Consider the following 24,786-nt stretch of genomic DNA (forward strand, 5'->3'; position numbering starts at 1 on the left):
GTGTTTATCACCCGGCCGCTCTCGGCGGGCTTGCTCGCAGCGGCCGTTCTGCTGCTGGTCGTCGTGCTCATGCCTTCCATCAAGGCCAAGCGCGAAGAGGCGTTTGTTGAGGATTGAGGCTTTCTGACATGTGGACCTTGCGTTGAACTTTTTGCCTGTACAACACGCGCAGCGCCTTTCGCTGCATAACGAGGTCCACGCCCGCCCGCCAGAGCCCATGGGTTTGCCCATGGCGTTGTCCCATGTGGTGATGGTGTGCAACGCGCAGCAGCGTGACGCCAGCCGTGCCCACATGGCCGCGCTGGCGCGCGATCACCATTTGCCACCACCCGATGCTGCGTCCATCCATATTCGTATGGACTTTGGCTTGTACCGGGTGCGCTGGGAGCTGCACACCGAATTTGTCACCTGGACCTTCATGCGCCCGATTGCCGGGCAGGGCGGGGCCGAGCGTGAACCCGAGCTGGCGCTGGATGCCGTGCCACAGCAGTGGCTGGCCGCCTTGCCGGGTGAATGCCTGGCCAGCCTGCACCTGTGGGTGCTGCCCATACAAGAGGTAGACACCGGCCCCTGGATTCGCCAAGTGCTGCACGAAGAAACCCTGGTCGCCTCCACCGTGGCCGATGGTTTTGGCGAGGTCTACACCGACTTTGCGGTGCATGCCGACGGCTTCTCGCGCATGGTGTTGCTGGCCGGTGGCATGACACCGCGCCGCCTGGGCCGGCTGGTGCAAGGCCTGTTGGAGATCGAGACCTACCGCATGGCGGCCCTGCTGGGGCTGCCGGCTGCGCGTGAGGCATCTGCCGTGCTGGCCAGTGCCGAGCGTGAGCTGGCGGAGCTGGCCGAAGCCATCCGCACCGCCACGCGTGATGACGAACCCCAGCTGCTGGACCGGCTGACCCGCCTGGCCGGCCAGGTGGAGAGCCAGCACGCGGCCACCCATTCCCGCTTTTCGGCCAGCGCGGCCTACTTTGAGCTGGTGGACAAACGCATTGAAGACATTGCCGAGTCGCGCTTGGCCGGCATGCAGACCATTGGTGAATTTATGGAGCGGCGCCTCACACCCGCGCGCAGCACCTGCGCCTGGTCCAGCCGCCGGCAAGATGCGCTGTCGCAGCGCGTCTCGCGCATCAGCAACCTGCTACGCACGCGGGTGGAGATTGAGCAGCAGCAAAGCAGCCAGGCCTTGCTGGCCACCATGAACAGCCGCCAGGGCATGCAGCTCAAGCTGCAGTCCACGGTGGAAGGCCTGTCGGTGGCTGCCATTACCTACTACATCGTCGGCTTGGCCAGTTATTTGGCCAAGGGTGCCCAGCACTGGGGTTGGCCCTGGAGCCCTGAAATGACGGCCGCGGCCGCCATTCCAGTGGTGGCGGGCAGCGTCTGGTGGTCTTTGCGCCGCCTGCACCACCGGGTGTTTCGGGCGTCATAGGCAAAGTCAATGTGGTTGATTGGATCAATCAACCCGAAACATGGCCCAGAGCCTCTAAGATTCGTCCTGTTCATTCATCGAACGGCTATTTTTAGAGGAACCCTCCATGTCTTTGATCAACACGCAAGTCCAAGCTTTCAAGAACGAAGCCTTCCACAACGGCAAATTCATCACCGTGACCGACGAGTCCATCAAGGGCAAGTGGAACGTGTTCATTTTCATGCCCGCAGCGTTCACCTTCAACTGCCCCACCGAAGTGGAAGACGCAGCTGACAACTACGCTGAATTCCAAAAGGCCGGTGCCGAGGTCTACATCGTGACCACCGACACCCATTTCGCCCACAAGGTGTGGCACGAAACCTCCCCCGCCGTGGGCAAGGCCAAGTTCCCCCTGATCGGTGACCCCACCCACGCCCTGACACGCGGCTTTGACGTGCACATCGACGAAGAAGGCCTGGCACTGCGCGGCACTTTCATCATTGACCCCACAGGCACGATCAAGACCATGGAAGTGCACTCCAACGAGATCGCCCGTGACGTGAAAGAAACTCTGCGCAAGCTGAAGGCTGCCCAGTACACCGCCGCTCACCCTGGCCAAGTGTGCCCCGCCAAGTGGAACGAAGGCGCCAAGACCATCACGCCTTCTTTGGACCTGGTCGGCAAGATCTAAACCAGAAGCTGGAAACGGCAGAGCGCCTCGTGCGCTCCCAAGCCGGACAGCGTCCTGCTGCATGTGTAGCAGGCCGTCCGGCTTTTTTATACCCAAAATATGGCTCTAGCCCACGTAAACAGTGTGCTACCAGCTACCAAATTGATAGTAAGAAGAGGAATCACCATGCTTGACGACACACTCAAATCCCAACTCGGCGCCTACCTGGAGCGCGTGACGCTGCCGATCGAGATCGTGGCGTCCCTCGGTGAGGACGACAACTCGGTGGAAATGCGCGACCTGCTGCAAACCATCCAAAGCCTGCGCGCCGACAAAATCACCGTGGCCTACGACGGCCAGGACGCTCGCAAGCCTTCTTTTACCTTGAAGCGCGGTGGCACTGATACCAGCCTGCGTTTTGCCGGCCTGCCCCTGGGCCACGAGTTCACCTCGTTGGTGCTGGCCCTGCTGTGGAGCGGCGGCCACCCACCCAAGGTGGAGCAGGACGTGATCGACCAGATCAAAGGCCTGGACGGTGACTTCAACTTCGAGGTCTACATGAGCCTGACTTGCCACAACTGCCCAGACGTGGTGCAGGCGCTGAGCCTCATGGCCATCCTCAACCCCAAGGTCAAAACCACCGTTATCGAAGGCGGCGCCTTCCAGGAAGAGATCAACGCCCGCGAAATTATGGCCGTGCCCAGCGTCTACCTGAATGGCGCGTTGTTCGGCAATGGCCGCATGCTGGTCGAAGAAATTGTGGCCAAGCTGGACACAGGTGCCGCTGACAAAGACGCGGCCAAGCTGTCTGCCAAAGACCCGTACGACGTGCTCATCGTCGGTGGTGGCCCTGCAGGTGCCGCGGCTGCGGTGTACGCCGCCCGCAAAGGCATCCGCGTGGGTGTGGCCGCCGAGCGCTTTGGCGGCCAGGTGAACGACACCATGGCCATCGAGAACTACATCTCGGTGCAAGAGACCGACGGGCCCAAGTTCGCTGCGGCGCTGGAAGCGCAAACGCGCTCCTACGGCGTGGACATCATGAACCTGCAGCGCGCCGACAAGATCATTCCCGCTACCCAAGCCGGTGGCTTGGCCGAAGTGGTGCTGGCCAACGGCGGCTCGCTCAAGGCCAAGACTGTGATCCTGTCCACCGGCGCGCGCTGGCGCAATGTGAACGTGCCCGGCGAGCAGGAGTACAAGAACAAGGGCGTGGCCTACTGCCCGCACTGCGATGGCCCGCTGTTCAAGGGCAAACGCACGGCGGTGATCGGCGGTGGCAACTCGGGTATCGAAGCCGCCATTGATTTGGCTGGCATCGTGGCCCACGTCACCGTCATCGAGTTTGCAGACCAGCTGAAGGCCGACGCCGTGTTGGTGAAGAAGCTCAACAGCCTGCCCAACGTGACCGTGCACACCAACGCCCAGACCACCGAAATCACCGGCGCCGACGGCAAGGTGAACGGCCTGAAGTACAAGGACCGCGCGACTGGCGTGGAACACCTGGTGGAGCTGGAAGGCGTGTTCGTGCAAATCGGCCTGGTGCCCAACACCGAATGGCTCAAGGGCACGATCGAGCTGAGCAAGTTCGGCGAAATCATCGTGGACGCCAAGGGCCACACCAATGCCAGTGGCGTGTTTGCGGCGGGCGACTGCACCACCGTGCCGTTCAAGCAGATCGTCATCGCAGCGGGCGAGGGATCGAAGGCAGCGCTGAGTGCGTTTGACCATCTGATCCGCAACTGATGTGTGCATCAACTTCCCGTTCGCGCTGAGCTTGTCGAAGCGTAGCGCGGTAATTACAACAACAAAGGGCGCTTCGGCGCCCTTTGTTGTTGTGAGAGAAGCTGTGGATTTTGTGGCGACATTTCTATATCGCACGGGTGCCGCATTTGCCCACCAATAGCCCGCTAGCGGATAAAAACGAATCCAGTACAAGTAGGTTTTCTCGGTGCTCAAGCTATAGTGCAAGTACCGAATTCGCTCGCGAACCTGATCCATCAGGCGGACAGGGCGAGACGAGCAGTGCCGTGTTTCAATGGCCCAACACGGAAGCTATCTTCAGGAGGATTCCATGCCCAGTTTATTCCGCAGCGCCCAGAATAGTCCGCAAGGTTTGCGGCACACATTGCGTTAGGCCTCATTGATGAGTATCTCTGCCGAAAAGCGCGCTGCGAATGACAAGCGAGTCGCCGAAGATGTCTTTGAATACGGTTGTCATGTCATTAGCGTGTTTGACCCAGAAGAATCGACCCCATGCTTTTCGTATTCCATTGGTATCCAAGAGACAAGCGACGTTCCTGATGCAATCGTCGTTGGACTCAAGCCAAATCTTGGTGGGTTCATGATCAATGAATACAACCGTCAGGTAAGGGCTGGCACTCGCTTCAAACGAGGTGTCCTGTATCCAGGCTTCCTCGTCGGGTTCGGCGTTTATATCGAGCCAGCCCGCAGGAAGCTGCTTGCCGAGTACACCTTGGGCTGTGATCGGTATTACAAGGACAAGGAGTACTCTGTCGTGCAGATCGTCTGGCCTTCAACTTCTGGCGTCTGGCCCTGGCAGAAGAGTGCTTCCGAGTGGCTTAAGGAAAATCAGCCAATGCTTGGTAGAGTCCGACCCAACCGCCCGTGAGGCCTAACCCTTCAATCGAGAGGAGGTCACCCGGCAAGCCGGGCGCCACCTCTCATCTCAAACGTTAAATCTCGCATGAAGCGTCCTGCCATACTCATCGCTGCTGCCGTTGTTTCCGGGCTCGCTTTGTATGCGGCTTATCGAGTCGGCTTGGATGGTGGCCTTGCTAGGAGCACCTATGTTCAGACGGTTGCCCTGCGCGAAGAGCGCAAGTGTTTGGTGGCGGCAGATTTATCTTGCCTACGTGCAAGTTGGGAGCTCCGAGCGGGTATCGCCTCAGGCGGCGCCCGTCATGGAGTTGAGACGCCGTTCCCAACAGGTGTGAGCGAGGAGCTCGGCGCTTACTTGCGATGGTATGAGAGCGAACGCAAGCCAGGGGTCGAGAAATGAATGTCGCGAGACTTAACAGGTTCGTCGAATGGTCCCACAACGGAGGCCATCATGGTCGCCATTCTTCACAACTGAGTGCACCGTTTCGGTCCATTCACGGCTGACGTTGACAGCCTCGCCCAAGCCACAACATGAGATGAAGCATCGCCGCTTATATACCTTTCTTGCCGCCATCGGAGTGCTGCTCGGCATTGGTTTTGCCATTCCTGAGGACCCCCGCATTCCTGTAGCGGGTGCTACCTCGAAAGACTGGAATCCAAAGTCATTCTGGTATGAGCCATGGGGAGTCTCCGGCGTGCACAAAGGTATTGATGTGTTCGCACCCCAAGGCAGGCATGTCGTATCCGCCGTACCGGGTGTTGTCCTCTATCAAGGCCACCTCGGTATTGGCGGCAACGTGGTTGCGGTCCTTGGGCCGAAATGGAGAGTGCACTACTACGCTCACTTGGCCGATGCCGATCCGTCGCCCCGCTTCCTCGTCAAGGGGGCGGTGCTCGGTTTGGTCGGCACCAGCGGCAACGCCGCAGGCAAGCCGCCACATTTGCACTACGCCGTGGTGTCGCTCATTCCTCTGCCATGGCACTTTAGTTCAGAGACACAAGGGTGGAAGAAAATGTTCTTCCTGGATCCGGGCGCACTGCTGCAAGCTGGCGCCAAACCGCTCTAAAGGCGGCTCCCTTGTTGGGGGACAATGCGCGACTGCTTTGTCCCTTTCTCAGTTTTTCATCCCCGTGCCCGTCCGTATCTACCTCGCCCCCATGGAGGGGCTTCTCGATTTTGTCCTGCGTGACATCCTGACCCGCGTGGGCGGGGTGGAGAAGTGCGTGTCGGAGTTCATCCGCATCACGCATTCGCTGATGTCGGAGAAGGCGCTGTTGCGCACGGTGCCCGAGCTGGCCTTTGGCGCGCGTACGTTTGCTGGCGTGCCAGTGTGGCCGCAGTTGCTGGGCTCGGACGCCGTGTGCATGGCCGAGAACGCAGCGCGCTTGGCCGAGATGGGCTCGCCCGGTATTGACCTGAACTTTGGCTGCCCGGCCAAGGTGGTGAACCGGCATGGTGGCGGCGCCACGCTGCTGCAAGACCCCGAGATTCTTCATGCCCTCGTGGCCGCAGTGCGTGCGGCCGTGCCGGCCCACATTCCCGTTACCGCCAAGATGCGCCTGGGCTACAACGACGACAGCCTGGCGCTGGACTGCGCGCGCGCGCTGGAGGCCGGTGGTGCGGCCGAGATCGTGGTGCACGCACGCACCAAGGCGCAGGGCTACCGGCCGCCCGCGTATTGGGGCCGTGTGGCCGATGTGCGCCAGGCGGTGCGGGTGCCAGTGGTGGTGAATGGCGAAATCTGGAACGTGCAGGACGCCCAAGCGGCGGTGGCGCAAAGTGGCTGTAGCGCGCTGATGCTGGGCCGCGGCATCGTGGCGCGCCCGGCGCTCGCCCGCAGCATTCTGGCCGCCATGGGCACCGCGCCGGGCAGCATCGCCCAGCCAGGTGAGGACTGGACGTGGCAAGACCTGAGCCCCCTGATGCACGCCTTTTGGCAGATAGCGGTGACTCATCTGGAGAAAAAACAGCAGGCCGGCCGCGTGAAACAATGGCTCAACCTGCTGCGCCGCCACTACCCAGAGGCGCAGACCGCGTTTGACGAGATGCGCACACTGGTCAAACCCAGTGATGTGGAAGCCTGGATGCGCACGGGAATTCCTCAGCCATGAACATTCACCTCGGTTACCGCCCCGGCTGCGTGATCCACGGCTGCATTGCCATCGGCGGATCGCACCACGATGCCTCTGGCGCCCAGTGGGGCAAAGAGGTGACGGAGCAGCTGTTTACATGCCAAATAGGCCTCTAGCACCCGTAGATACTGCGCAAACAGCTCCTGAATTAATAGCGCGATGCGCTGGGCGCTAGGCCCACAAACTCTCCAACCCGTCCACCGGCACAAAGCGCTTGTTGCGCACCACCAGCCGCGTAGGGCCGGGCAGGGCGCGTGCAGGCACTGAGTGCTGCGGGTCGCCGGGGTAACACAGAATGACCTCGCCGTTGTCGCTGAAATTCTCGGGGCAGATGCAGGGCGGCGGCTGTTGCCGCGCGGCGTCCATGGCCTCAGCCGCGCTGGCGTAGCGCGCGAGGTGGGCCAAGCTCATGATTTGCGGCGGCGCCATCTCAATTTCGCCATGGTGGTAGCGCAGCAGCGCTTCCTTGGGCGTGAGCCAGATGCTGGCGGTGGTCTCAAAGTTGTCGTGGCTGGCCTCTTGGCCAGCCGGTGCCAGGGCCAGAAAGAAGCGGGTGTCAAAACGCTTTTTGCTTAAAGCGGCCATGCGTGGCGTGATCCAGCGGCTCCAGGGTCGCAGGGCACTGGCCTGCAGCGTGGCGCCTGATGCGGCCACCCAGGCCTGCCAGTCTTCTGGGCGCAGACTGGCAGGGCGCGTGTTGCCTGCGGCCAGCAGCACGCCGGCTTCTTCAAACAGCTCGCGTAGCGCGGCCACATACAGGCCGGCTGCCAGGTTGCCACTGAGTTCGGGCTCATTCAGTTGCTGGGCCAGGGTGTCGGAGCGCATGTCCAGTGCAGCCACGGCGGCGGGTGAGCTGTCGTGGGCGTCCAGCTTCCCGCCGGGGAACACATAGGCCTCGCCAAAGGTGTCCGACAGGCCGCTGCGCTTCATCAAAAACACTTCCAGGCCCTGGGAGCCGTCGCGCAGCAGCACCACGGTGGAGGCATCGCGCGGCGCACCGCTGGCGGGTTCAAGCATGTCATGCATGGGACTGTCTTTTCTCTTGTGCTTTTTAGTGAGCAATTGCTTGAATTAAAGTACGTGCAGCAGGCCGGGGCCATACGCACAAGCCCTAGTCCGATTCAACAACCCGAGGAGACAAACAATGCATCTGGATTTCAAAGGCCGTGTGGCCATCGTAACGGGCGCGGGCGGAGGTTTGGGCCGCCAGCACGCCTTGGCCCTGGCCGCACGCGGTGCCAAGGTGGTGGTGAACGACCTGGGTGGCGCACGCGATGGCTCGGGCGGCTCGTTGTCCGCCGCCGAAGCGGTGGTGGCCGAAATTCGCGCCGCGGGTGGCGAGGCCATGGCCAATGGTGCATCGGTCACCGACTTCGAGGCGGTGCAGGCCATGGTCAAGCAGGCGGTGGACACCTGGGGCCGCGTGGACATTTTGGTGAACAACGCGGGCATTCTGCGCGACAAGAGTTTTGCCAAGATGGAGCTGGCCGACTTCCGCCTGGTGGTGGACGTGCACCTGATGGGCGCGGTGCACTGCTGCAAGGCCGTGTGGCCTTATATGAACGAACAGAAGTACGGCCGCATTTTGATGACCACCTCCAGCTCCGGCCTGTATGGCAACTTTGGTCAGAGCAACTATGGCGCGGCCAAGCTGGCGCTGGTGGGGCTGATGCAAACCCTGGCTATCGAAGGCGCCAAGAACAACATCCGCGTCAACAGCCTGGCCCCCACGGCCGCCACGCGCATGACCGAAGACCTGATGCCGCCCGCCGTGCTGGAAGCGCTGAAACCCGAAGCCGTGGTGCCCGCCATGCTGGTGCTGGTGGCTGAAGACGCGCCCACACGCACCACGTTGTGCGCCGGTGCGGGCAGTGTGGAGGCGGCGCACATCACGCTCACACAAGGTGCCTGGATTGGGCTGGACGCGCAAGCGCCCGAAGCGCTGGCGGACCAGTTGCAAGCGGTGCTGGCCCGTGCGGGCGACACGGTGCCGGACAGTGGTGCGGCCCAGGGCGGGCAGGAAGTGGCACGCGCCATGGCCCAGCTGGGCGGGCGCTAAGCCCGGCGCTTAAAAAGCCGTGGCTGCAGCGGGTGGTGCGTTGCCCGCGTTTTCCCACGACTTGCGTTCGGCCTCGTCCACCACGGCTACCGGGTCGGCGCTGGCGGCATGCACGGTGACCACGCCCATGCCGTAGCGTGGCATGAAGGTGTGGAAGGCTTCGTCCAGGCCCACCACGCTGAGCGGTTTGGACAGCACCATGCGCAGGCGCAGCACGGTGCGCTCCACCAGCTCTTCGTGCTTGATGCCCGAGATCACCACCACAAAACAGCGCGGGTGGTACAGGCCCACCACACAGCGAAAACCCACCGCGCGGCGGATGCGCGCGGTGATGGAGGTCAGGATCTGCTGGTCCACGCGGTGGCCGGCGGATTCGCCCAGCTCGTACAGGTTGTGCAGGTGCAGGCACACCACGGTGCACTGCCCGTGCATGCGGGCACCGCGCCAAAACGCATCGTCCACCTTGGACAAGAGCACCGACCCTGTGGGCAGGCCGGTGGCCGGGTCCGCACCCTGGGCCAGGCCGGCCAGACGCAGCAGTTGGCGGTTTTGCCGGTTGCGGCGTACCGCCAGTGCGGTGGCCACCAAAAAGTGGGCCACGGTGCAAAAGGCAGTGAGCGCCATGCCCTGCCAGCCAAACCAACTGGGGTGCAGGGTGTAGGTGTAGAGGCCCAGAATCATGCCTGCCAGAAAAAAGCAAGCCACCACCATCCAGCGGGCCAGTTGGTCGCCCAAGGCATGGGCGCGAACAGACACTCCCAGCGCCAAGAGCAGCGCCCCTCCGCTAAAAACCGCCGCCACTTCAATGACGTCCTCGGGGCGCTCGCCCTCGTAGTTCAGGGCCCAAAACGCCAGCAGCACGGCTGTGCCCACCAAAACCGTGGCACCCCAGGCCAGGCTGTAGTAGACGATGCGGTCTTCTGCCGCCGCCCCAAGCCACAGGCCCAGGTAAATCAGTGACAAGGCGCCACACAGCGGACCCAAACTGGCCTTCAGGGTCAGCAATACCGAAGGGGGGAGTTCTGGAAACCACAGCGCCGGCAGGCTGGTCATCAGAATGGCACAGCTGCCCAGCATCAGCACAAACACCAGCCCGCGCCACGAGGCGACGCTGCGGTTCATGAGCACGTCGGCCAAGGCCACGGTGGCCATTGTTAACAGGCCGCCGAGCATGCAGGACCAGACCATCAGTTCGGAGGTTTCCACCGGGCCATTATTCACCAGCCACTGCAGCCCCCCATTGAAATCTGTGGTCCCGCCCCCAGTTAACGGAAACCCGTGAAGTCAGCCCGGCGCCTGCAGCAAATGCCAGCCTGTGGTAACTTTGCGCCCCGAAGAAATTTTGAAGGGCCCTTTGGCATGGACAGTAGACAAGCGGCCCTGAGCGCCCTGACAGCAGAACGCCTGCGCGGCATCCGCCGGGGTGTGGAAAAAGAAAGCCTGCGCGCGCTGCCCAGCGGCATGCTGGCCATGACCTCGCACCCCCAGGCGCTGGGTTCGGCCCTCACGCATCCCCACATCACCACCGATTTCAGCGAATCCCAGGTGGAGCTGATCACCGGCGTGCACGCCGACCCCGATGTCTGCCTGCAGGAGCTGGCCGACGTGCAGCAGTTCACGCTGGGTGCCATGGGCGATGAGCGCTTGTGGGTCTCCAGCATGCCCTGTTGTTTGCCCGAGGACGATGCAATCCCTCTGGGCCAGTACGGTAGCTCCAACGTGGCGCAGTCCAAGACCGTGTACCGCCGTGGCCTGGGCCACCGCTACGGCCGGCGCATGCAAACCATCTCAGGCATCCACTACAACTGGTCGTTGCCCGACGTGAGCAGCGAGCAGTACTTCGGCCTGATCCGCAACTTCCGCCGCCACGCCTTTTTGCTGCTCTACCTGTTTGGCGCGTCGCCTGCGGTGTGCTCGTCCTTTGTGGCGGGCCGCCAGCACCAGCTGCAGGCCCTGAGCAGTGGCACCATGTACCTGCCCCACGCCACCTCGCTGCGCATGGGCCGCCTGGGTTACCAGAGTGATGCCCAGGCCTCGCTGGCCGTGAGTTACAACAGCCTGGAGGGTTATGCCCACTCGCTGCACGGCGCGCTGACCCAGCCCTACGCTCCCTACGAAGCGGTGGGAGTGCGTGCAGCGGACGGCAGCTACAACCAGCTCGCCACCACCTTGCTGCAGATCGAAAATGAGTTCTACGGCACCATCCGCCCCAAGCGTGTGACCTTTGCGGGCGAGCGCCCACTGCATGCGCTGCGGGAGCGTGGCGTGGAGTACGTGGAAGTGCGCCTGATGGACCTGGACCCGTTTGAGGTGGTCGGCATCAACAGCCAGACCATGCGATTCCTCGACGTGTTTTTGCTGCACTGCCTGTCCACCGCCAGCCCCGACGATTCGCCGCAAGAAATTGCCGCTGTGGGCCGCAACCAGCACGCCGTGGCTGAGCGCGGCCGCGAGCCCGGCTTGTTGTTGCAGCGTGGCGATGCGCAGGTGAGCCTGACCACGTGGGGGCAAGAGCTTCTCGATGGCATGGTGGCGATTGCGCAGGCGCTGGATGCCGCCCACCGCACCGACGCCTACAGCCGCGCCGTGTTGGCCGCCCAGCACAGCTTGCAGCACCCCGATACCTTGCCCTCGGCCCGCGTGTTGCGCGCCATCACTGAGCAGCACGAAGGCTCCTTCGTCGCCTTTGCCCGTGCGCAGTCGGAGCAGATACGTGCGGCCATGTTGCAGAACCCGTTGGCGCCTGAGGTGGCGGCGCGGTTTGCGGAAGAGTCGCAAGCATCCTGGGATGCGCAGCGTGCGATTGAGGCGGCGGACACGATGCCGTTTGACGTTTACCTGCAGGAGTACTTGGCACCGCATCGCTTGCAGGCTCGGGCTGTCAAGCTGGGTTGACTGTTTTTCTCCTGTCGCACCGCTTTTTTTAACACCCACTCCCCCAGCCCCTCGCCCCGTCGGCGAGGGGAGCCTTTTGAACAGCCGATTTGGTGGCCTTGCTCCGGCTACGGTGCTACTTCAGGGCTGTTACCAACGGGTGGTACGCCACTGCCAATGCCGACGGTTGTAGCGAATAGAAAAATGCGGGCACGGAGCCACTGGCGGGCACAGCCGCCAGCGTTGGCACACACATTCCTCCGAGGCTTCCACAACCGTACGCACTCGCCGTGGAGCAAAGGAACAGTCGCCACGTCACCCCAGTAGCCACGTACCCGGCGCACAACGACAAAATATGGCTGTTAAAAACTCCCCTCGCCGACGGGGCGAGGGGCTGGGGGAGTGGGTGTTAAAAAAAAGCGGTGCAACTGGAGAACGCGCAGACAAAAAAAACCAGCCACAAGGACTGGTTTTTGCGAAGCGCGAACGACTCAGGCCGCCTTGCGCACCCGGCTGACCTTCTTGGCAACTGCGCGCTTGGCAGTCGCCGCCTTGGCCTTCACCTTGGAGCCCGCAATCTTGCTCACCAGTGCGCCGCTTTGGGCTTCAATCTTGGCAGCCACGTTGTTCACGGCGACGGCAGCAGGCACCGCAGCCACGGCAATCGTGTTCAGCGTGGTCAGGCCGGTGCTTTTCTCAAAGCGGCTGGCGTTGGCCGCCACTTGCTCCAGGCCCTTGCCGGCCAGTTCCACGGCCTTGTTGACGGCGCTGTCGGCGCTGTCGGTGGTCAGGGTGACGCCCTGGGTGTAGAGGGAGGTGACCTTCTTTTGGGCAGCGACGGCATTGGTGCGCACTTCGGCGCTGATGCGGTTGCCGGCCTTCTTGACGGCGGCAGCCCAGGACTGGTCGACATAACCCACGGCACGGGCATTGCCCACGCGGTAGGCGTTGATCACGTTCTTGGCAGTGTTGCCATAAGACGCGATCAGTTCGGTGGTCACGGTGGACAGTTTCTTATTGGCCATGGAAAACTCCTGCAAAGTGGATGAATCGGAAATCGACACAACGCATTCTCCAAAGCCCCCCTAGTGAAGGCACCTTAAATCCCGCGTCTTTCCTAGAGGCACCTGCCTAAGCGGCACCGGAGTGCCACATGCCGGACAATGCAGGGTTTAGCGCACAGGCAGAAAGACGACACGGCATGGCAATTCAGTGGTTCCCGGGGCATATGCACCTGACGCGCAAGGCGATCCAGGACCGCATCAAGGCGATTGATGTGGTGATTGAGCTGCTGGACGCCCGCCTGCCCGGATCGAGCGCCAACCCCATGCTGGCCGAGATGACCGCCGGCAAGCCCGCGCTCAAGGTGCTCAACAAACAAGACTTGGCCGATCCTGAACGCACCGCCCTCTGGCTGGCGCACTACAACGCCATGCCCGGCGTGCGTGCGCTCCCTTTGGATGCCAGCATGACCACCCCCGCGCGTGCGCTTGTGGCTGCCTGCCATGAGCTGGCGCCCAACCGGGGCGGTATGGCCAAACCCATGCGCGTGCTGATCTGCGGCATCCCCAACGTGGGCAAGTCCACGCTCATCAATACCCTGAAGGGCAAACGCGCGGCCAAGACCGGCGACGAGGCCGGTGTGACCAAGCTGGAGCAGCGCATCACGATTGCCGACGACTTCTACCTCTACGACACGCCCGGCGTGTTGTGGCCGCGCATCATCGTGGCCAAGAGCGGCTACAACTTGGCGGCCAGTGGCGCCATTGGCAAAAACGCATTTGACGAAGAAGAGGTGGCGCTGGAGCTGCTGGACTACCTGCGCCAGCACTACGCTGCGGCGCTGGAGGCGCGCTACAAACTCACCGGCGTGGCCGAGCAAACCGACGAGCAGCTGCTGGACGCGATAGGCCGCAAGCGCGGTGCGCTGCAAAGTGGCGGCAAGATCAACCTGCAGAAGGCGGCGGAAATCGTGATCCACGACTTCCGCGCCTGCGCGCTGGGCCGCATGACGCTGGAAACCCCTGCCGAGTTTGCCGACTGGCTGGCCGCCGGCCAGAAGCTGGACGCCGAGCGCCAGCTCAAGAAAGACGCCATCGAGCTGGACCGCAAGATCCGCTTCAAGAAAGTGCCCCGCCCACCGCGCGTGGATGACGCCGGGGCCGAAGAATAGAGCCAAATCGGCCTCTAGCACCCGTGGATATTGCGCGAGCAGCTCCTGAATTCATAGCGTCCTGAATCGCAGCCATGTGCATCAACTTCCAGCCCGCCGCCAACCCGGCCTTTCTGGCCGAGCGCCTGGGCCCGCTGGAGCCGCCGCTGGGCCAGTTGGAAGACATCTTTCCGGGTTACAGCGCACCCGTGGCCTTGCGCCGTGGCGGCGCTGGCGATAGCCTGGCCGCGCTGCGCCTGGCGCAGTTTGGCCTGGTGCCACACTGGTGTTCTGATGCCGCGCAGGCGCGCGACATCAGCCGCAAGACCTACAACGCACGCAGTGAAACTGCTGCCAGCAAACCCAGTTTTCGCACGGCCTGGGCCGCCCGCCAGTGGGTGCTGGTGCCTATGCAGTGCTTTTTTGAACCCAGTTGGGAAGACGCCGTAGCGAATGGTGGTCGCCCCACGCGCTGGCGCATCGCTCGGGCCGATGGCCAGCCCTTTGCCGTGGCCGGCCTGTGGGACCGCTGGACCGACCCGGTCACGGGCAACGTGCAGGGCAGCTTCACCGTGCTCACGGTGAACGCCGATGGCCACGCCGTGATGGGTCGCATGCACCGGCCCGATGAGGAAAAGCGCATGCCGGTGATCGTGCCGCCCGCGCTGTATGCCGACTGGCTGCAGGCCAGCCCGCAGCAGGCGGTGGACTTCATGCGCGCCGCGCCGGCAGACGACCTGGTGGCGGCCGCCGCTCCGCTGGACCGGGCCGCCCCGGTGGCGCCCAACCTCTCGTTGTTCTAGCGCGCCTTAGCGCCCCAGGTGGCTGCGCGCCCAGCGCACGATGTCGGCCGTGCCCAGGGCACCGGGCTGGCGCGCAATTTCGCGGCCACCCGCAAACAGCGCCAGGGTAGGGATGCTGCGGATCTGAAAACGCGCGGCCAGATTCGGCACCGCTTCGGTGTCCACCTTGGCCAGGCGCAGCTGCGGCTCCAGCTGTGCGGCGGCCTGGGCAAAGGCCGGTGCCATTTGCCGGCAGGGCCCGCACCAAGGCGCCCAAAAGTCCACCAGCACCGGGATGTGGCTGCGCGCAATGTGTTTGTCAAAGGCAGCTTCGTCCAGCGCCACCGGCTGGGCCACAAACAGGGGCTTCTTGCAACTGCCGCAGTCGGGTGCGCTGGCCAACTGGGCGTGTTGCACGCGGTTGGTGGTGTGGCAGTGGGGGCAAACGATGTGCAGGGCGTCGGTCATGGCCTTTAGCTGGGGCGGTTATTGGGGCTTTCAAGCCACTGGCGCACGGCGGTTTGCAGCGCATCGGCCTGGTCCAGCATGACCCAGTGCCCGCTGCGAAACCCCAGCGCCACGTTGACCGGGTTGCGGCCCAGCGTCTCCAGCCAGCGGGGCGAATGGAACATAAAGGGCTTGTGTGTGCCATAGGCATAAAACACCGGGCATTGGGGGCGCACTGGCAGGGTGTGGCGCAGGCCGCCGGCGGCGCCCAGCCAGGCCATGGCGTAGGGCCGGTTCATGCGCCAGTGGATGGCCGCCGACGCCAACGGGCAGCGCAGGATACGCGCCATGCGGCGGGTCATGCGGTCTGCCAGGCCTTCGCTGCCCAGCATGCCCAAGCCCCAGGCGGCAGCCAGCCAGAACTGGTAGCCCAGGATTTGCAGCTTCTGTTTGCCGCCTAGCGCGCGCAAATAGGCACCGCTGTTGTGGTCGCCAATGTCGATGCCCACGATGCGGGCCACCCGGTCGGGGTGGCGCATGGCCAGCTCGTAGCCGAACACGCAGCCCCAGTCGTGCAGCAGCAGCGTCACGGGCTGCTGCGGGCTCACCGTGTTCACAATGGCCAGCAACTGGGCGGTCATCTGCGCCAGCGTGCGGGCGGGCGAACTGGCGGGATCTTCAAAGCCCGGCAGCGTGAAACGCACACAGCGGTACTGCGGGGCCAGCGCGCCCACCATGCCGTCCCACAGGCGATGGGTGTCGGGCCAGCCGTGCAGCATCACCACCGTGTGGCTGCCCCGGCCCTCCAGATAGACCTCGGTGTCGTTGACGTAAAAACTGTGTTGGGTCATGAGTCTGCTATTAAAAATATAGCTGCTTGCGCATGTTCTTATTGGGCTGCGGCCCGGAAGTAGGCAATGCGGTCGGCGTCCGACGGGTGCGAGGCAAAGGCAATGCCGAGCCAGGAAGGGCTGTCTTCGTCGTCCGCGTTCTCGTCCTTGGCGTCTTCGCCGTCTTTGGCCTTGGTGGCCTTTTTCTGGCGCTCTTGCTCCAGGGCCTCAAACAAGGTGACCATGTGCAGGGGCGACAGGCCCGCGTCCTTGAGCACCTGCACCGCATGGGCATCGGCCTCGCGTTCAGCCTCGCGCGAGTAGTGGGCCTGGCCCAGCAGTGCTGGCACGGCGGCCAGCAGGGTACTGAAATCGCCCAGCACCACGGCACCCAGCGCCCCCAGTACGGTGGCCTGCACCAGCATGCGCAGGCCATGGCGTTGCTGCACATGGCCCAGTTCGTGCGCCAGCACGGCGGTCAGCACTTGCGTATCGGCGTTCACCAGCGCCACCATCTCGTCGGTCATGATGATGGTTCCACCCGGCAGGGCCAGGGCGTTGGGGCCGATCTTGCTTTGGCGAAACACCAGCTTCCAGGGGCGCTGGCTGGCCACGTCCTGGTGCACCACCGCATTGGCAAACGCCTGCGTGATGCGGGTTTGCTCGGCCAGCGGCAGTTTGCTGGGTTGCATCAAGGACTGGTCGATCGCTGCCAGTGTGCTCTCGCCCAGCGATTGTTCGATGCCGGGCGGCGTGGCCGCCACCACGGCACGCGCCAGCAGCGGCAGGCCCCAGAGCTGCAGTGCCACGGCCAATGTGGCCAGCACGGCCACACTGCCGGCCACCCAGCGCCAGCTTTGCTGCATCTTCACCACCAATGATTCGTGCTGGCCCTGGCTGTATGCCCAGGCATCCCAAGCGGCACCATCTTCACACTGCACATGGCCACCGCCGGCCAGGTGGGCCAGGCGCAGGCCGTGGCGCGTGCGCTCGGGCCACTGCACCTGGTGGGTGGGCACTTGCAGGTCCACCCCCTCGCCCTGGATGTGCAGGCTGCGCTGCCGGCCTTCGCCATGCAGCCGCAGCGTTACGGGCTGGGCGCGGGCACTGCGGCCGTCAAAGTAGGTGGCGTGCAGCGGGCTGCCGGTGCCGTGCACGGCTCAGAGCCCCACGTCCATGCCAAAGAAGTCGCCTGCAGCATCCCCCGCGGCATCGCCTTCCTGTGCTTGCACCTGTGAGACCAGCAGGTCCGGGTTGGCGCGCGATTTGATGCTCACGGCCTCCAGCCGTACACGCGTCAGCGCCACCGCGGCAAACGGCCAGTACAGGCCCAGGGTGATGATGATCAGGAACCAGTTTTTGAGGGTCACCCACAGCAGCGCACGCACGCGCAGGGTGCTCACAAAGCGCAGTTCGGTGTTGCCGGTTTTGGTCCACACCAGGTTTTGCAGGCGTGCAACGGCGTAGGGCTGCAGGCACACCAACACGGCCAGGGTGCCCAGCAGGATCGGTACGATGGCAGCGGCGATCATCCATACGCCGCGTTGCTGTCGCAGGCTGTCAAAACCATCCAGACCAAACACCAGCCCCACCACCACGGCAGCCGGCAAGGCGATGGCCAGCAGGCCCAAGCCCAGCACCTTGAGTGCGAGCACGTAAAACGAACCCACGGTAGCCCGGAAGGTGGTTTGCAGGTGGCCCAGGCTGTAGTGCTTGTGCTGGTATTGCTTCAGGTTCCACAGCAGCCACGGGGCGATGGCCAGCGTGGCAACCATGACCCCCAGGGCCAGAATGCCGTACCACATGGGCGGTGCGTTCCTGTCGTCCACAAACGCCAAGCCGCCCACGAGCACGAGGCCGGGCAGGAACAGCGGCAGCATGGCACGGTAGGCTCCGGCCAGGTTGCCCAGAAAACGGAAGCGCAGACCACGCCAGCTGGTGTTGGCCATGCGGAACTGCATGGACGACTTGAACAGCGCCGGCCACAGCCCGGCCACCAGGACCAGGGCGACCAGGCCTGCGGTGTTGGAGAACTCGCCAGCCAGCGAGTACAGCGTGAACAAGATGCCCACCAGCGCATACCCCTTGAACATTTTTTTCGGGTCGCCATGAAAACCCAGGGGCTGGCCGCCAACCAGCGTGTTACCCATGAAGTAGCGCAGGCGCCGGGCCTTGGCCCAGGGGAAGTAGATGCCCAACGTGACCAGCATGAGCAGCAGGTTCACGATCCAGATGCGGAAATACTCGCTGCCGGAGCCGGTGAAGGCGATGCCGATCTGGTTGGTGGATGGGGGGAGCTGCACCTGGGTGTCGGGTGCGTCTAGTGGGTCGGTTACGCCAGGCGTGCCAATGTCTGCATGTTGCATGCGGGGGATCCTCCTTGAAAGTGGGTGGGGCCTGTGGCCCTCTGTTTGTGGCCACGATCATATAGCGGCACCACCCGCGTTCAGGGTCTGGCGCGCAGTTCGGGCTCCAGGGTGTCCCACAGCGCACGGTCGGTCAGCGGGGTCTCTGCGCTCAGCTGGGGGTTGTTGATTCTGAAAACACGCCGCCCGCGCAGGTTCAGGTCGCTAAGGGTGGCTTTTTTGAAGGCCTGGTAACGCTTCTCGAACTGCCCGTTTTTCATCAACAGGCGCAACCCCTCTTCGGCGCGCTGGGCCAGCCGCTCACCCTCGGCCGTGCGCGGAAAGAAGAAATAACGTGGCAGCGGGTAATACAGCAGCAGCTGGCGCTCTATGGCCAGCGCGGGGAGGGCTTGGCGGCCGCTGGCCAGCTCGTGGCTGATCTCGTTGACCCCGCGCGAGAACAGGTCGAAGCGGCCCGAATCCAGCATGGGCAGCAGCAGCTCGTAGGTTGGGGCGGTGACCACGGTGAACCCATTGGTCCGCAGGATTTCGGTGTCCACCCAGGTGGCGCCTTGGCCGATGGAGAGGGCCTGCAGCTGCTCTAGCGTGCGCACCGTGTTGGTCTGCGCTTGTGTGCCGGCCTTGATGAGAAAAAGACGGTAGCCCGTTAGCCCCTTGTCCAGGGGAATGCGGATCGGGCGCAGCGCGTTTTCACGGGTGATGCTGGTGGTGCGGGCCATCACGCTGATGTCGGTGGCGGCGGTGAGCAGCAGCTCGGCCCGCCCTGCATTCATAACCTTGGGGCTGGGCTGCAGTTCATAACTGCCCCACTGGGGCCTGGTCGCATCCAGCGCGGCCTGCAGCAGTTCCCAGTAGTAGTTCAGGCGGACATCGGACCCGCTTTCTGGGGGCGGGTAGATATAACGCATGGCCTGGGCCTGCCCTAACAAGGGCCAGAGCGCTAGCAAGAGCGTGGCAAACAGTTGTCGCAACGACGGAATCATGGGGGCCTTGTGTGCCTTTTGCGCCCCAGTGTAGTCCGCTTGTGTGACAGTGGTTCAGCGTGCAAAAGCCTTGCGGGAGCCGTCTTCAAACAGTTGATCGTCCGCGGTTGGTTTGCCGCTTTCGTCCCAGGTGCGCAGACGGTTGGGCTTGCCCTGGGCGTCAAAGTGCTCTTCCTGCGCGAGCTTGCCGTTCTCGTAATAGAGTTTGTGCACCCCCACGCTGCGTTGGCCGTAGCGGCCCTCCAGCGCAAAGCGGCCTTCGCTGGCCAACAGGCCTTTGTCGTTGAAGCGCTGCTGGTCCAGCAGTTCGGTCTCGCCGTCCAGCGTGTAGGTTTCCTTGCTTTGCGGCTGGCCGTTCAGGTAAAAGCGGGCGTTTGTGCTCAGGCGGTTGCGTTTGCGCCCGCCCACCTCGGTCAGGGTGTAGCGGCGCTCGCGCACCAGGCTGCCGCTGGCGTGGTATTCCGATTCGCGCACCAGTGCCGCAGGCTTCTCGGCTTCGTTCCAAACCTTCTCGCGGCGCTTGTTGCCATCTTCAGCAAAAAAGCGCTCGGTGCGCTGGCTGCCTTGGCGTTCCATCTCTTCCTGGAGTTTGCCGTTGTCCATCAGCACGGCCTGCTTTTGCACCACACCGGCCAGCAGGGTTTGGGTGCCGCGCAGCTTGCCGCCGCTGCTGTAGGTGGACACCGTGCTGGCGCTGCCGCCAAAACCGCACAGCGCCGCATCGTCCACCTGCGGGGCCAGCAGTGGCTTGGGGCCGCAGCGCAGGCTGGCCAGTTGTTTGCCCGGCGTGAACTGGGCGCTGGCGCCCTCACGTTCGTTATCACCTACCCATTCCACCGCCTTGGGGCTGCCATCCTCGTACCAGCTGCGGCGCAGGCCGCGTGTATTGCCCTTCACATTGGTGAATTCCAGCACCAACTGGCCGTTAGGCGCCCACTCGCGCTCCAGGCCTTCGTGTGGGCCGTTGGCGGTGATGGTGAACTCCTTGGCCAGTTTGCCATTGCGGAAATAGCGTGACAGGCCCACCGAGTCGCCGTTGCGCAGTTCGTACTCGCGCTCCAGCAGGCCGCTGTCGCGGTCTTTGCAGCGCACCATGCCGCTTTTGCCCGCGGTTTCGGCACCGTTGTTGGTGTTGATGGACTTGCCGTTGAGTTCGCAGTCCTGCACGGCCAGGGCGCCGGCAGCACTGCCCAGCAGGGCGGCGCCCAGGGCCAGGCGCCAAGAGAGGGGTGTGGTCATAAATTTTTGGCAAAAAGTGGTACTGGCCCGCATTGTGTATGCGCGAGCAGCTATACAAACCATAGCAAATTTGCGACCTGGAATTTGCATCTTGGCCGCGCCTGATCTATATCAATGACTGTAGCGCAGCCCACGCGCAGCATGGAGGCTGGTTCACTCCCGAAGGCGAGGTTTATATGTTCAAACACATTCTTCTGGCCACCGATGGCTCCACCGCGTCGGCCCACGCGGGCAGCTTGGCGGTGGGCCTGGCGCGTGCCCATGGTGCACGCCTTACCGCGGTGTATGTGTCCGACCCCTACCCCTACCTGGGCGTGGGCGAAGCCAACCCCATGGGGTACCAGGCCTATGCCGCCGCGGCGCAGGAGCTGGCCGCCCAGGCCCACGCGCAGGCGGACGCCCTGTGCCGCGAAGGCGGCCCGGTGGTGGCCATGCAGGCCAAGCTGCTGGAGGGGGTGACCGCGGCCAGCGGCATTGTGCAGGCGGCGGCCGAGGTGGGGGCGGACCTGATTGTGCTGGGCTCCCACGGCAGAACCGGTATCGTTCGGCTGATGCTGGGCAGCGTGGCCACCAAGGTGGTGGCCGAAAGCCCCGTGCCGGTGCTGGTGACGCGATAGGGGCCTGAGCGGATGGCTTGAAAAAGGCCACGCGGCCTCCAGCTACGGCGTTCCTGCAACGCTTTGGATCGGAGCCCTGTGGCCTTTGTTGTGTTTTGCCTGGCTGCGGCCGGGCTGTTGGCCTGGTTGCTGGGCTACCCCTGGTGGCAGCGCGTGCAGCGCCGCCGGCTGCAGGCGCAGCCCTTTCCCAAACACTGGCGCACCCTGTTGCGCCGCCGCGTGCCGCTGGTGGCGCGCCTGCCGGCCGACTTGCAACTGCAGCTCAAGCAACACATGCAGGTGTTTGTTGCCGAGAAAACCTTCATTGGCTGCGCCGGCCTGCAGGTGACCGAAGAGATGCGTGTGGTGGTGGCCGCCCAGGCTTGCCTGCTGCTGCTCAACCGGCCCGACGCGGCGGCGTACTTTCCCAAGGTGCGGCAAATCCTCATGTACCCCGGAGCCTTTGTGGTGAACCGCCGCCACACCGATGCGGCTGGCGTGCAGCAAGAGCAGCGCGAGGCGCTGGCCGGCGAATCCTGGGGTGAGGGGCAGGTAATTTTGTCGTGGCAAGACACGCTGGACGGTGCCGCCACGCCCGACGACGGCCGCAACGTGGTGATCCACGAATTTGCCCACCAGCTGGACCAGGAAAACGGCCGCGCCGTGGGTGCGCCCTTGCCGGTGCTGGGCGATGTGGGCTACAACGCCGCCCGCTGGCAGCGGGTGTTTGCAGAGGCCTACGAACATTTGCGGCAACAGGTTTTTATGGGGGAGCAGGGCCTGCTCAACCACTATGGGGCGCAAGACCCGGCCGAGTTTTTTGCGGTGGTGGTGGAGGTGTTTTTTGAGCAGGGCCCGGCGCTGGCGGCCGAGTACCCGGCGGTGTATGCCGAGCTGCGGGGCTTTTTCAGGGTCGACCCGGCGGGTTGGTGAACCCCGCGGGCAGGGGCGCGGCACAATGCTTGCTCCATGCCCGATATGAACGCCCTCACCACCCCGGTGCACACCCACACGCTGTTTGAAGACGCGCAGGCCATCTTCACCGGCACGCTGTTTGTCAGCCTGGCGCTGATCCTGTTTGCGCAGGCGGGGCTGCTCACGGGTGGCACGGCCGGTGTGGCCTTTGTGCTGCACTACGCCACGGGCGTGAGCTTGGGCAAGCTGTTCTTCCTGATCAACCTGCCGTTTTACTGGTTTGCCTGGCGGCGCATGGGGCGCGAGTTCACGCTCAAAACCTTTGTCGCCATCACCTTTCTCTCAGCCATGGCGGAGTGGTCGCCGCGGCTGTTTGCCATTGATCGGTTGCACCCGGCCTATGCCGCGGTGTTGGGCGGCTTGCTGCTGGGCTCGGGTTGTCTGTTTCTGGCGCGGCACCGCGCCAGCCTTGGCGGGGCCACCATCGTGTCGCTGTACCTGCAGCAGTCGCGCGGCTGGCGCGCTGGCGTGGTGCAGATGGGCATGGACTGCACTATCGTGCTGCTGGCCCTGACGGTGGTGGACCCGGTGCGGGTGGCCTATTCGGTGCTGGCCGCGGTGGTGATGAACCTGTTTATTGCCATCAACCACCGGCCCGGGCGTTATGCGGTGCTATAGCGGTGCTGTAGCGCCGGGACGCATTTGCTTCACTTGGCAGGCAACTGGGCCTGCAGCAGGCGCAGCACATTGCCGCCCATGATGGCGGCCACATCCCCTTCCGAGAATCCTGCCTCCAGCAGGCCCTGGGTGAGGTGCACCAGGCCCGTGGTGTCAAAGGCGGTTTGGGTCGCACCATCAAAGTCCGAACCCAAGGCCACGTGTTTCACACCCACCAGGTTCGCCGTGTAACGCATGGCCTTGATGATGGACGCCGTGTCCAGTCCACACACCGCGCCTTCAAAGTAGCCAATGCCCATCACACCGCCGGTGGCCGCAATGGCCTGGATGTGGCGGTCGCTCAGGTTGCGCGGGCCGGGGCAGGTGCCCTGCACGCCGGTGTGCGACACCAGCACCGGGCGTTTGGTCATGGCCAGCACGTCGTCCACCACCTGGGGGGAGGCATGGGCCAAGTCCACCAGCACGCTTTTCTCTTGCAGCTTGGCCACCACCTGTTTGCCAAATGGCGTGAGCCCGCCTTTCTCCAGCCCGTGGGCCGAGCCGCCGAGCTCGTTGTCGAAGAAGTGCGTCAGGCCCATGATGCGAAAACCCGCGTCGTACAACGTGTCCACGTTCTCCAGCTTGCCCTCCAGCGGGTGCAGGCCTTCGGTGGCCAGCAGCGCAATCAGCTTTCCACCGGCGGGTGGTTGGCCCTGGGTCAGCGCGGCCAGTTCGGCCTGGGTGCGCACGACCTGCATGGCGCCCGCACTGCCCTCCGCGGCGCGGTGCAACTTTTCGCTCTGGTACAGGGCGCGGGCCAGCAGGCTGTTCCAGGTGGCCACGGGCCAGCGCTGGGCCATCACCAGGGCGGTGAGGGTGTCGCTGTCGGCGCCGTTGCGCTCAAAATTCAGGCCCTTGGGGCTTTTGGTCACGGTGCTGAAGACCTGCAGGCTCACCTTGCCCTCTTGCAGGCGGGGAAGGTCAGTGTGGCCGTAGTCGTAGCGCTGGAGCAGGTCTCGCGACCACAGCAGTGCGTCGTCGTGTAGGTCAGCAATAAACAGGGTGGGGTGCAGGGCAGTGGCACGGGCGCTGGCCGTGTGCGGGCCGGCCAGGGCCACGCGGTTCATGCGCTGGTCCACGATGCGGGGCAGGGTAAAAAACACCCCCAAGCCCAGCGCGGCCACCACGGCGATTGCTATGCTCATTTTGTGTCGCATGTTGTCTCCCCAAAATCCAAACAAAAAGGGGCCTAAGCCCCCGTGGATTATGCGCAAACAGCTAGCAAAAACATAGCAAAGTGGCGCCTCTCAGGGTTTACACGCCCAGGAATTCGGCCAGCGCGGCGGTCTCCATGGCACCGGCGTTGGTCACCACGGCGCCGGTTTTGAGGTTTTTGGCCACGATGTAAGGCACCGACTCCACTTTCAGGCTGTTGAACAGCTCGGTGTTGGCTCTGATGATGGCCTCGTGTTCGGGCGACATGCTGGCGGGCAGGGGGGCGCCGCCCGTCCCGGCAAGCAGCGAGGCTTCGTGTGCCGCCATGAATTCGGCCGGGTTGCTGGCCGCCAGAATGGCCGCGCCCTGGGGGGCGCTTTTGCCGTTGATGAAGGACACCGGCACCCAGACGAACTTGACCTTGCCCAGCAGCGGCTGGGAGGTTTGCCACAGGTGGCCGCAGTGTGGGCACTGGGGGTCAAACAGCACAAACACCGGGTTGGCACTCATCAGCGCGCCCACGGTGAAGCCTTTGCCAGTGATGGCTACTTTTTCATAGGCCTGGGCCGGTGGCAAAGCACTGGCGGCGGGGGCGGGCGCTGTGGCGACTTCTTCGGTCTTGGAGCAGGCCGCCAGTCCGGCCACGGCAGCCACCAGGGGCAGGGCCAGCAGGTGCAAACGTTGGCGTTGGGCAAAGGGCGCGGGGGTGGCTTTCGGCATGGGGTGTTCAGAAAAGTTAGGGGCGGAACCGCACAGACACGGTCCAGAAGGTTCAGCGTAGGTGGAGTGTGCCAGCGGCCAAAAGGTTCCCGGCTGGTCATTTTGCAGGCACCCTTGG

General features: G+C 63.8%; 25 protein-coding genes and 1 pseudogene. 15 read left to right on the forward strand and 11 right to left on the reverse strand.

Features of this window, described 5'->3' with window-relative positions:
• From AC097A_RS06500 to AC097A_RS06535, 8 genes and pseudogenes are all read left to right on the forward strand, one after another.
• A pseudogene (locus AC097A_RS06500) lies at window positions 1–117 on the forward strand (tripartite tricarboxylate transporter permease); the annotation flags it as partial.
• A 25-nt stretch (window positions 118–142) separates the two neighbouring features.
• Window positions 143–1,432, forward strand: a complete 1,290-nt coding sequence (locus tag AC097A_RS06505) for a DUF3422 family protein (protein ID WP_479620209.1) — start codon at window positions 143–145, stop codon at window positions 1,430–1,432.
• A 106-nt stretch (window positions 1,433–1,538) separates the two neighbouring features.
• Complete coding sequence (gene ahpC / locus AC097A_RS06510; RefSeq protein WP_479620210.1) at window positions 1,539–2,102, forward strand: alkyl hydroperoxide reductase subunit C; 564 nt, start codon at window positions 1,539–1,541, stop codon at window positions 2,100–2,102.
• Between the two features lie 165 nt (window positions 2,103–2,267).
• Window positions 2,268–3,824: an alkyl hydroperoxide reductase subunit F gene (ahpF, locus tag AC097A_RS06515; RefSeq protein ID WP_479620211.1), complete on the forward strand. Its 1,557-nt coding sequence runs from the start codon at window positions 2,268–2,270 to the stop codon at window positions 3,822–3,824.
• A 400-nt stretch (window positions 3,825–4,224) separates the two neighbouring features.
• Window positions 4,225–4,710 (forward strand): DUF4262 domain-containing protein, encoded by a 486-nt coding sequence (locus AC097A_RS06520; protein ID WP_479620212.1) that lies wholly within the window; start codon window positions 4,225–4,227, stop codon window positions 4,708–4,710.
• 526 nt (window positions 4,711–5,236) lie between these two features.
• The gene (locus tag AC097A_RS06525) at window positions 5,237–5,767 is read left to right on the forward strand and encodes a M23 family metallopeptidase (RefSeq protein WP_479620213.1); all 531 of its coding nucleotides are present in this window, start codon (window positions 5,237–5,239) and stop codon (window positions 5,765–5,767) included.
• Window positions 5,768–5,858: 91 nt separating this feature from the next.
• Window positions 5,859–6,812, forward strand: coding sequence for a tRNA dihydrouridine synthase (locus tag AC097A_RS06530; RefSeq protein WP_479620214.1), 954 nt, complete (start codon window positions 5,859–5,861; stop codon window positions 6,810–6,812).
• Complete coding sequence (locus AC097A_RS06535) at window positions 6,809–6,949, forward strand: hypothetical protein (RefSeq protein ID WP_479620215.1); 141 nt, start codon at window positions 6,809–6,811, stop codon at window positions 6,947–6,949. Before AC097A_RS06530 ends, AC097A_RS06535 begins: the two co-directional genes overlap by 4 nt.
• Before the next feature lie 55 nt (window positions 6,950–7,004).
• Here the strand turns inward: AC097A_RS06535 and AC097A_RS06540 are convergent, their stop codons facing one another.
• Window positions 7,005–7,859, reverse strand: coding sequence for an NUDIX hydrolase (locus AC097A_RS06540; protein WP_479620216.1), 855 nt, complete (start codon window positions 7,857–7,859; stop codon window positions 7,005–7,007).
• Between the two features lie 118 nt (window positions 7,860–7,977).
• Between AC097A_RS06540 and AC097A_RS06545 the strand changes: the two genes are divergently transcribed.
• Window positions 7,978–8,892: an SDR family NAD(P)-dependent oxidoreductase gene (locus tag AC097A_RS06545; RefSeq protein ID WP_479620217.1), complete on the forward strand. Its 915-nt coding sequence runs from the start codon at window positions 7,978–7,980 to the stop codon at window positions 8,890–8,892.
• A 9-nt stretch (window positions 8,893–8,901) separates the two neighbouring features.
• On the opposite strand, the gene AC097A_RS06550 is transcribed toward AC097A_RS06545, so the two are convergent.
• Window positions 8,902–10,098, reverse strand: a complete 1,197-nt coding sequence (locus AC097A_RS06550; protein ID WP_315496918.1) for a sensor domain-containing diguanylate cyclase — start codon at window positions 10,096–10,098, stop codon at window positions 8,902–8,904.
• A gap of 153 nt (window positions 10,099–10,251) precedes the next feature.
• On the opposite strand from AC097A_RS06550, the gene gshA reads away from it, so the two are divergent.
• Complete coding sequence (gene gshA / locus AC097A_RS06555; protein WP_479620218.1) at window positions 10,252–11,787, forward strand: glutamate--cysteine ligase; 1,536 nt, start codon at window positions 10,252–10,254, stop codon at window positions 11,785–11,787.
• Window positions 11,788–12,257: 470 nt separating this feature from the next.
• Here the strand turns inward: gshA and AC097A_RS06560 are convergent, their stop codons facing one another.
• Window positions 12,258–12,791 carry a hypothetical protein gene (locus AC097A_RS06560; RefSeq protein ID WP_479620219.1) on the reverse strand — a complete coding sequence of 178 codons (534 nt, stop codon included), beginning with the start codon at window positions 12,789–12,791 and terminating at the stop codon, window positions 12,258–12,260.
• Between the two features lie 176 nt (window positions 12,792–12,967).
• Between AC097A_RS06560 and ylqF the strand changes: the two genes are divergently transcribed.
• Together ylqF and AC097A_RS06570 are read left to right on the forward strand one after the other, a co-directional pair.
• Window positions 12,968–13,939: a ribosome biogenesis GTPase YlqF gene (ylqF, locus tag AC097A_RS06565; RefSeq protein ID WP_315496914.1), complete on the forward strand. Its 972-nt coding sequence runs from the start codon at window positions 12,968–12,970 to the stop codon at window positions 13,937–13,939.
• Window positions 13,940–14,013: 74 nt separating this feature from the next.
• Window positions 14,014–14,721 (forward strand): SOS response-associated peptidase, encoded by a 708-nt coding sequence (locus AC097A_RS06570; RefSeq protein WP_479620220.1) that lies wholly within the window; start codon window positions 14,014–14,016, stop codon window positions 14,719–14,721.
• A 6-nt stretch (window positions 14,722–14,727) separates the two neighbouring features.
• On the opposite strand, the gene trxC is transcribed toward AC097A_RS06570, so the two are convergent.
• The 6 genes from trxC to AC097A_RS06600 form a co-directional block, all read right to left on the reverse strand.
• On the reverse strand, window positions 14,728–15,168 hold the full coding sequence (trxC, locus tag AC097A_RS06575; protein WP_479620221.1) for a thioredoxin TrxC: 441 nt from the start codon (window positions 15,166–15,168) through the stop codon (window positions 14,728–14,730).
• Between the two features lie 5 nt (window positions 15,169–15,173).
• Window positions 15,174–15,998: an alpha/beta fold hydrolase gene (locus AC097A_RS06580; RefSeq protein ID WP_105262299.1), complete on the reverse strand. Its 825-nt coding sequence runs from the start codon at window positions 15,996–15,998 to the stop codon at window positions 15,174–15,176.
• Between the two features lie 38 nt (window positions 15,999–16,036).
• Window positions 16,037–17,134, reverse strand: coding sequence for a M48 family metallopeptidase (locus tag AC097A_RS06585; protein ID WP_479620222.1), 1,098 nt, complete (start codon window positions 17,132–17,134; stop codon window positions 16,037–16,039).
• A 3-nt stretch (window positions 17,135–17,137) separates the two neighbouring features.
• Window positions 17,138–18,343 carry a YjgN family protein gene (locus AC097A_RS06590; RefSeq protein ID WP_105262301.1) on the reverse strand — a complete coding sequence of 402 codons (1,206 nt, stop codon included), beginning with the start codon at window positions 18,341–18,343 and terminating at the stop codon, window positions 17,138–17,140.
• Window positions 18,344–18,423: 80 nt separating this feature from the next.
• Window positions 18,424–19,326 carry a hypothetical protein gene (locus AC097A_RS06595; protein ID WP_479620223.1) on the reverse strand — a complete coding sequence of 301 codons (903 nt, stop codon included), beginning with the start codon at window positions 19,324–19,326 and terminating at the stop codon, window positions 18,424–18,426.
• Between the two features lie 54 nt (window positions 19,327–19,380).
• Window positions 19,381–20,565: a toxin-antitoxin system YwqK family antitoxin gene (locus AC097A_RS06600; RefSeq protein ID WP_479620224.1), complete on the reverse strand. Its 1,185-nt coding sequence runs from the start codon at window positions 20,563–20,565 to the stop codon at window positions 19,381–19,383.
• A 176-nt stretch (window positions 20,566–20,741) separates the two neighbouring features.
• Here AC097A_RS06600 and AC097A_RS06605 point away from each other — a divergent pair, with 176 nt between their 5' ends.
• The 3 genes from AC097A_RS06605 to AC097A_RS06615 all read left to right on the forward strand — a co-directional run bounded on the left by AC097A_RS06605 (window position 20,742) and on the right by AC097A_RS06615 (window position 22,754).
• Window positions 20,742–21,182 carry a universal stress protein gene (locus AC097A_RS06605; RefSeq protein WP_315479813.1) on the forward strand — a complete coding sequence of 147 codons (441 nt, stop codon included), beginning with the start codon at window positions 20,742–20,744 and terminating at the stop codon, window positions 21,180–21,182.
• Window positions 21,183–21,260: 78 nt separating this feature from the next.
• Window positions 21,261–22,094 (forward strand): M90 family metallopeptidase, encoded by an 834-nt coding sequence (locus tag AC097A_RS06610; protein ID WP_105262305.1) that lies wholly within the window; start codon window positions 21,261–21,263, stop codon window positions 22,092–22,094.
• A 36-nt stretch (window positions 22,095–22,130) separates the two neighbouring features.
• Window positions 22,131–22,754, forward strand: a complete 624-nt coding sequence (locus tag AC097A_RS06615; RefSeq protein ID WP_315479815.1) for a YitT family protein — start codon at window positions 22,131–22,133, stop codon at window positions 22,752–22,754.
• A 29-nt stretch (window positions 22,755–22,783) separates the two neighbouring features.
• Here the strand turns inward: AC097A_RS06615 and AC097A_RS06620 are convergent, their stop codons facing one another.
• Window positions 22,784–23,938: a dipeptidase gene (locus tag AC097A_RS06620; RefSeq protein ID WP_479620225.1), complete on the reverse strand. Its 1,155-nt coding sequence runs from the start codon at window positions 23,936–23,938 to the stop codon at window positions 22,784–22,786.
• 109 nt (window positions 23,939–24,047) lie between these two features.
• Window positions 24,048–24,668 (reverse strand): DsbC family protein, encoded by a 621-nt coding sequence (locus AC097A_RS06625; RefSeq protein WP_479620226.1) that lies wholly within the window; start codon window positions 24,666–24,668, stop codon window positions 24,048–24,050.
• Between the last annotated feature and the right edge of the window lie 118 nt (window positions 24,669–24,786).

The sequence above is a fragment of the Rhodoferax sp. XS2R6 genome (assembly GCF_056521365.1).

Coding starts and splice junctions, on each gene's coding strand:
- AC097A_RS06520 (WP_479620212.1), top strand. CDS start 4,225: ATGAGTATCTCTGCCGAAAAGCGCGCTGCGAATGACAAGCGAGTCGCC.
- ylqF (WP_315496914.1), top strand. CDS start 12,968: ATGGCAATTCAGTGGTTCCCGGGGCATATGCACCTGACGCGCAAGGCG.
- ahpF (WP_479620211.1), top strand. CDS start 2,268: ATGCTTGACGACACACTCAAATCCCAACTCGGCGCCTACCTGGAGCGC.
- AC097A_RS06525 (WP_479620213.1), top strand. CDS start 5,237: ATGAAGCATCGCCGCTTATATACCTTTCTTGCCGCCATCGGAGTGCTG.
- AC097A_RS06530 (WP_479620214.1), top strand. CDS start 5,859: ATGGAGGGGCTTCTCGATTTTGTCCTGCGTGACATCCTGACCCGCGTG.
- AC097A_RS06595 (WP_479620223.1), bottom strand. CDS start 19,326: ATGATTCCGTCGTTGCGACAACTGTTTGCCACGCTCTTGCTAGCGCTC.
- gshA (WP_479620218.1), top strand. CDS start 10,252: ATGGACAGTAGACAAGCGGCCCTGAGCGCCCTGACAGCAGAACGCCTG.
- AC097A_RS06590 (WP_105262301.1), bottom strand. CDS start 18,343: ATGCAACATGCAGACATTGGCACGCCTGGCGTAACCGACCCACTAGAC.
- AC097A_RS06580 (WP_105262299.1), bottom strand. CDS start 15,998: ATGACCCAACACAGTTTTTACGTCAACGACACCGAGGTCTATCTGGAG.
- AC097A_RS06615 (WP_315479815.1), top strand. CDS start 22,131: ATGCCCGATATGAACGCCCTCACCACCCCGGTGCACACCCACACGCTG.
- AC097A_RS06570 (WP_479620220.1), top strand. CDS start 14,014: ATGTGCATCAACTTCCAGCCCGCCGCCAACCCGGCCTTTCTGGCCGAG.
- AC097A_RS06600 (WP_479620224.1), bottom strand. CDS start 20,565: ATGACCACACCCCTCTCTTGGCGCCTGGCCCTGGGCGCCGCCCTGCTG.
- ahpC (WP_479620210.1), top strand. CDS start 1,539: ATGTCTTTGATCAACACGCAAGTCCAAGCTTTCAAGAACGAAGCCTTC.
- AC097A_RS06605 (WP_315479813.1), top strand. CDS start 20,742: ATGTTCAAACACATTCTTCTGGCCACCGATGGCTCCACCGCGTCGGCC.
- AC097A_RS06560 (WP_479620219.1), bottom strand. CDS start 12,791: ATGGCCAATAAGAAACTGTCCACCGTGACCACCGAACTGATCGCGTCT.
- AC097A_RS06545 (WP_479620217.1), top strand. CDS start 7,978: ATGCATCTGGATTTCAAAGGCCGTGTGGCCATCGTAACGGGCGCGGGC.
- trxC (WP_479620221.1), bottom strand. CDS start 15,168: ATGACCGACGCCCTGCACATCGTTTGCCCCCACTGCCACACCACCAAC.
- AC097A_RS06540 (WP_479620216.1), bottom strand. CDS start 7,859: ATGCATGACATGCTTGAACCCGCCAGCGGTGCGCCGCGCGATGCCTCC.
- AC097A_RS06620 (WP_479620225.1), bottom strand. CDS start 23,938: ATGAGCATAGCAATCGCCGTGGTGGCCGCGCTGGGCTTGGGGGTGTTT.
- AC097A_RS06625 (WP_479620226.1), bottom strand. CDS start 24,668: ATGCCGAAAGCCACCCCCGCGCCCTTTGCCCAACGCCAACGTTTGCAC.
- AC097A_RS06535 (WP_479620215.1), top strand. CDS start 6,809: ATGAACATTCACCTCGGTTACCGCCCCGGCTGCGTGATCCACGGCTGC.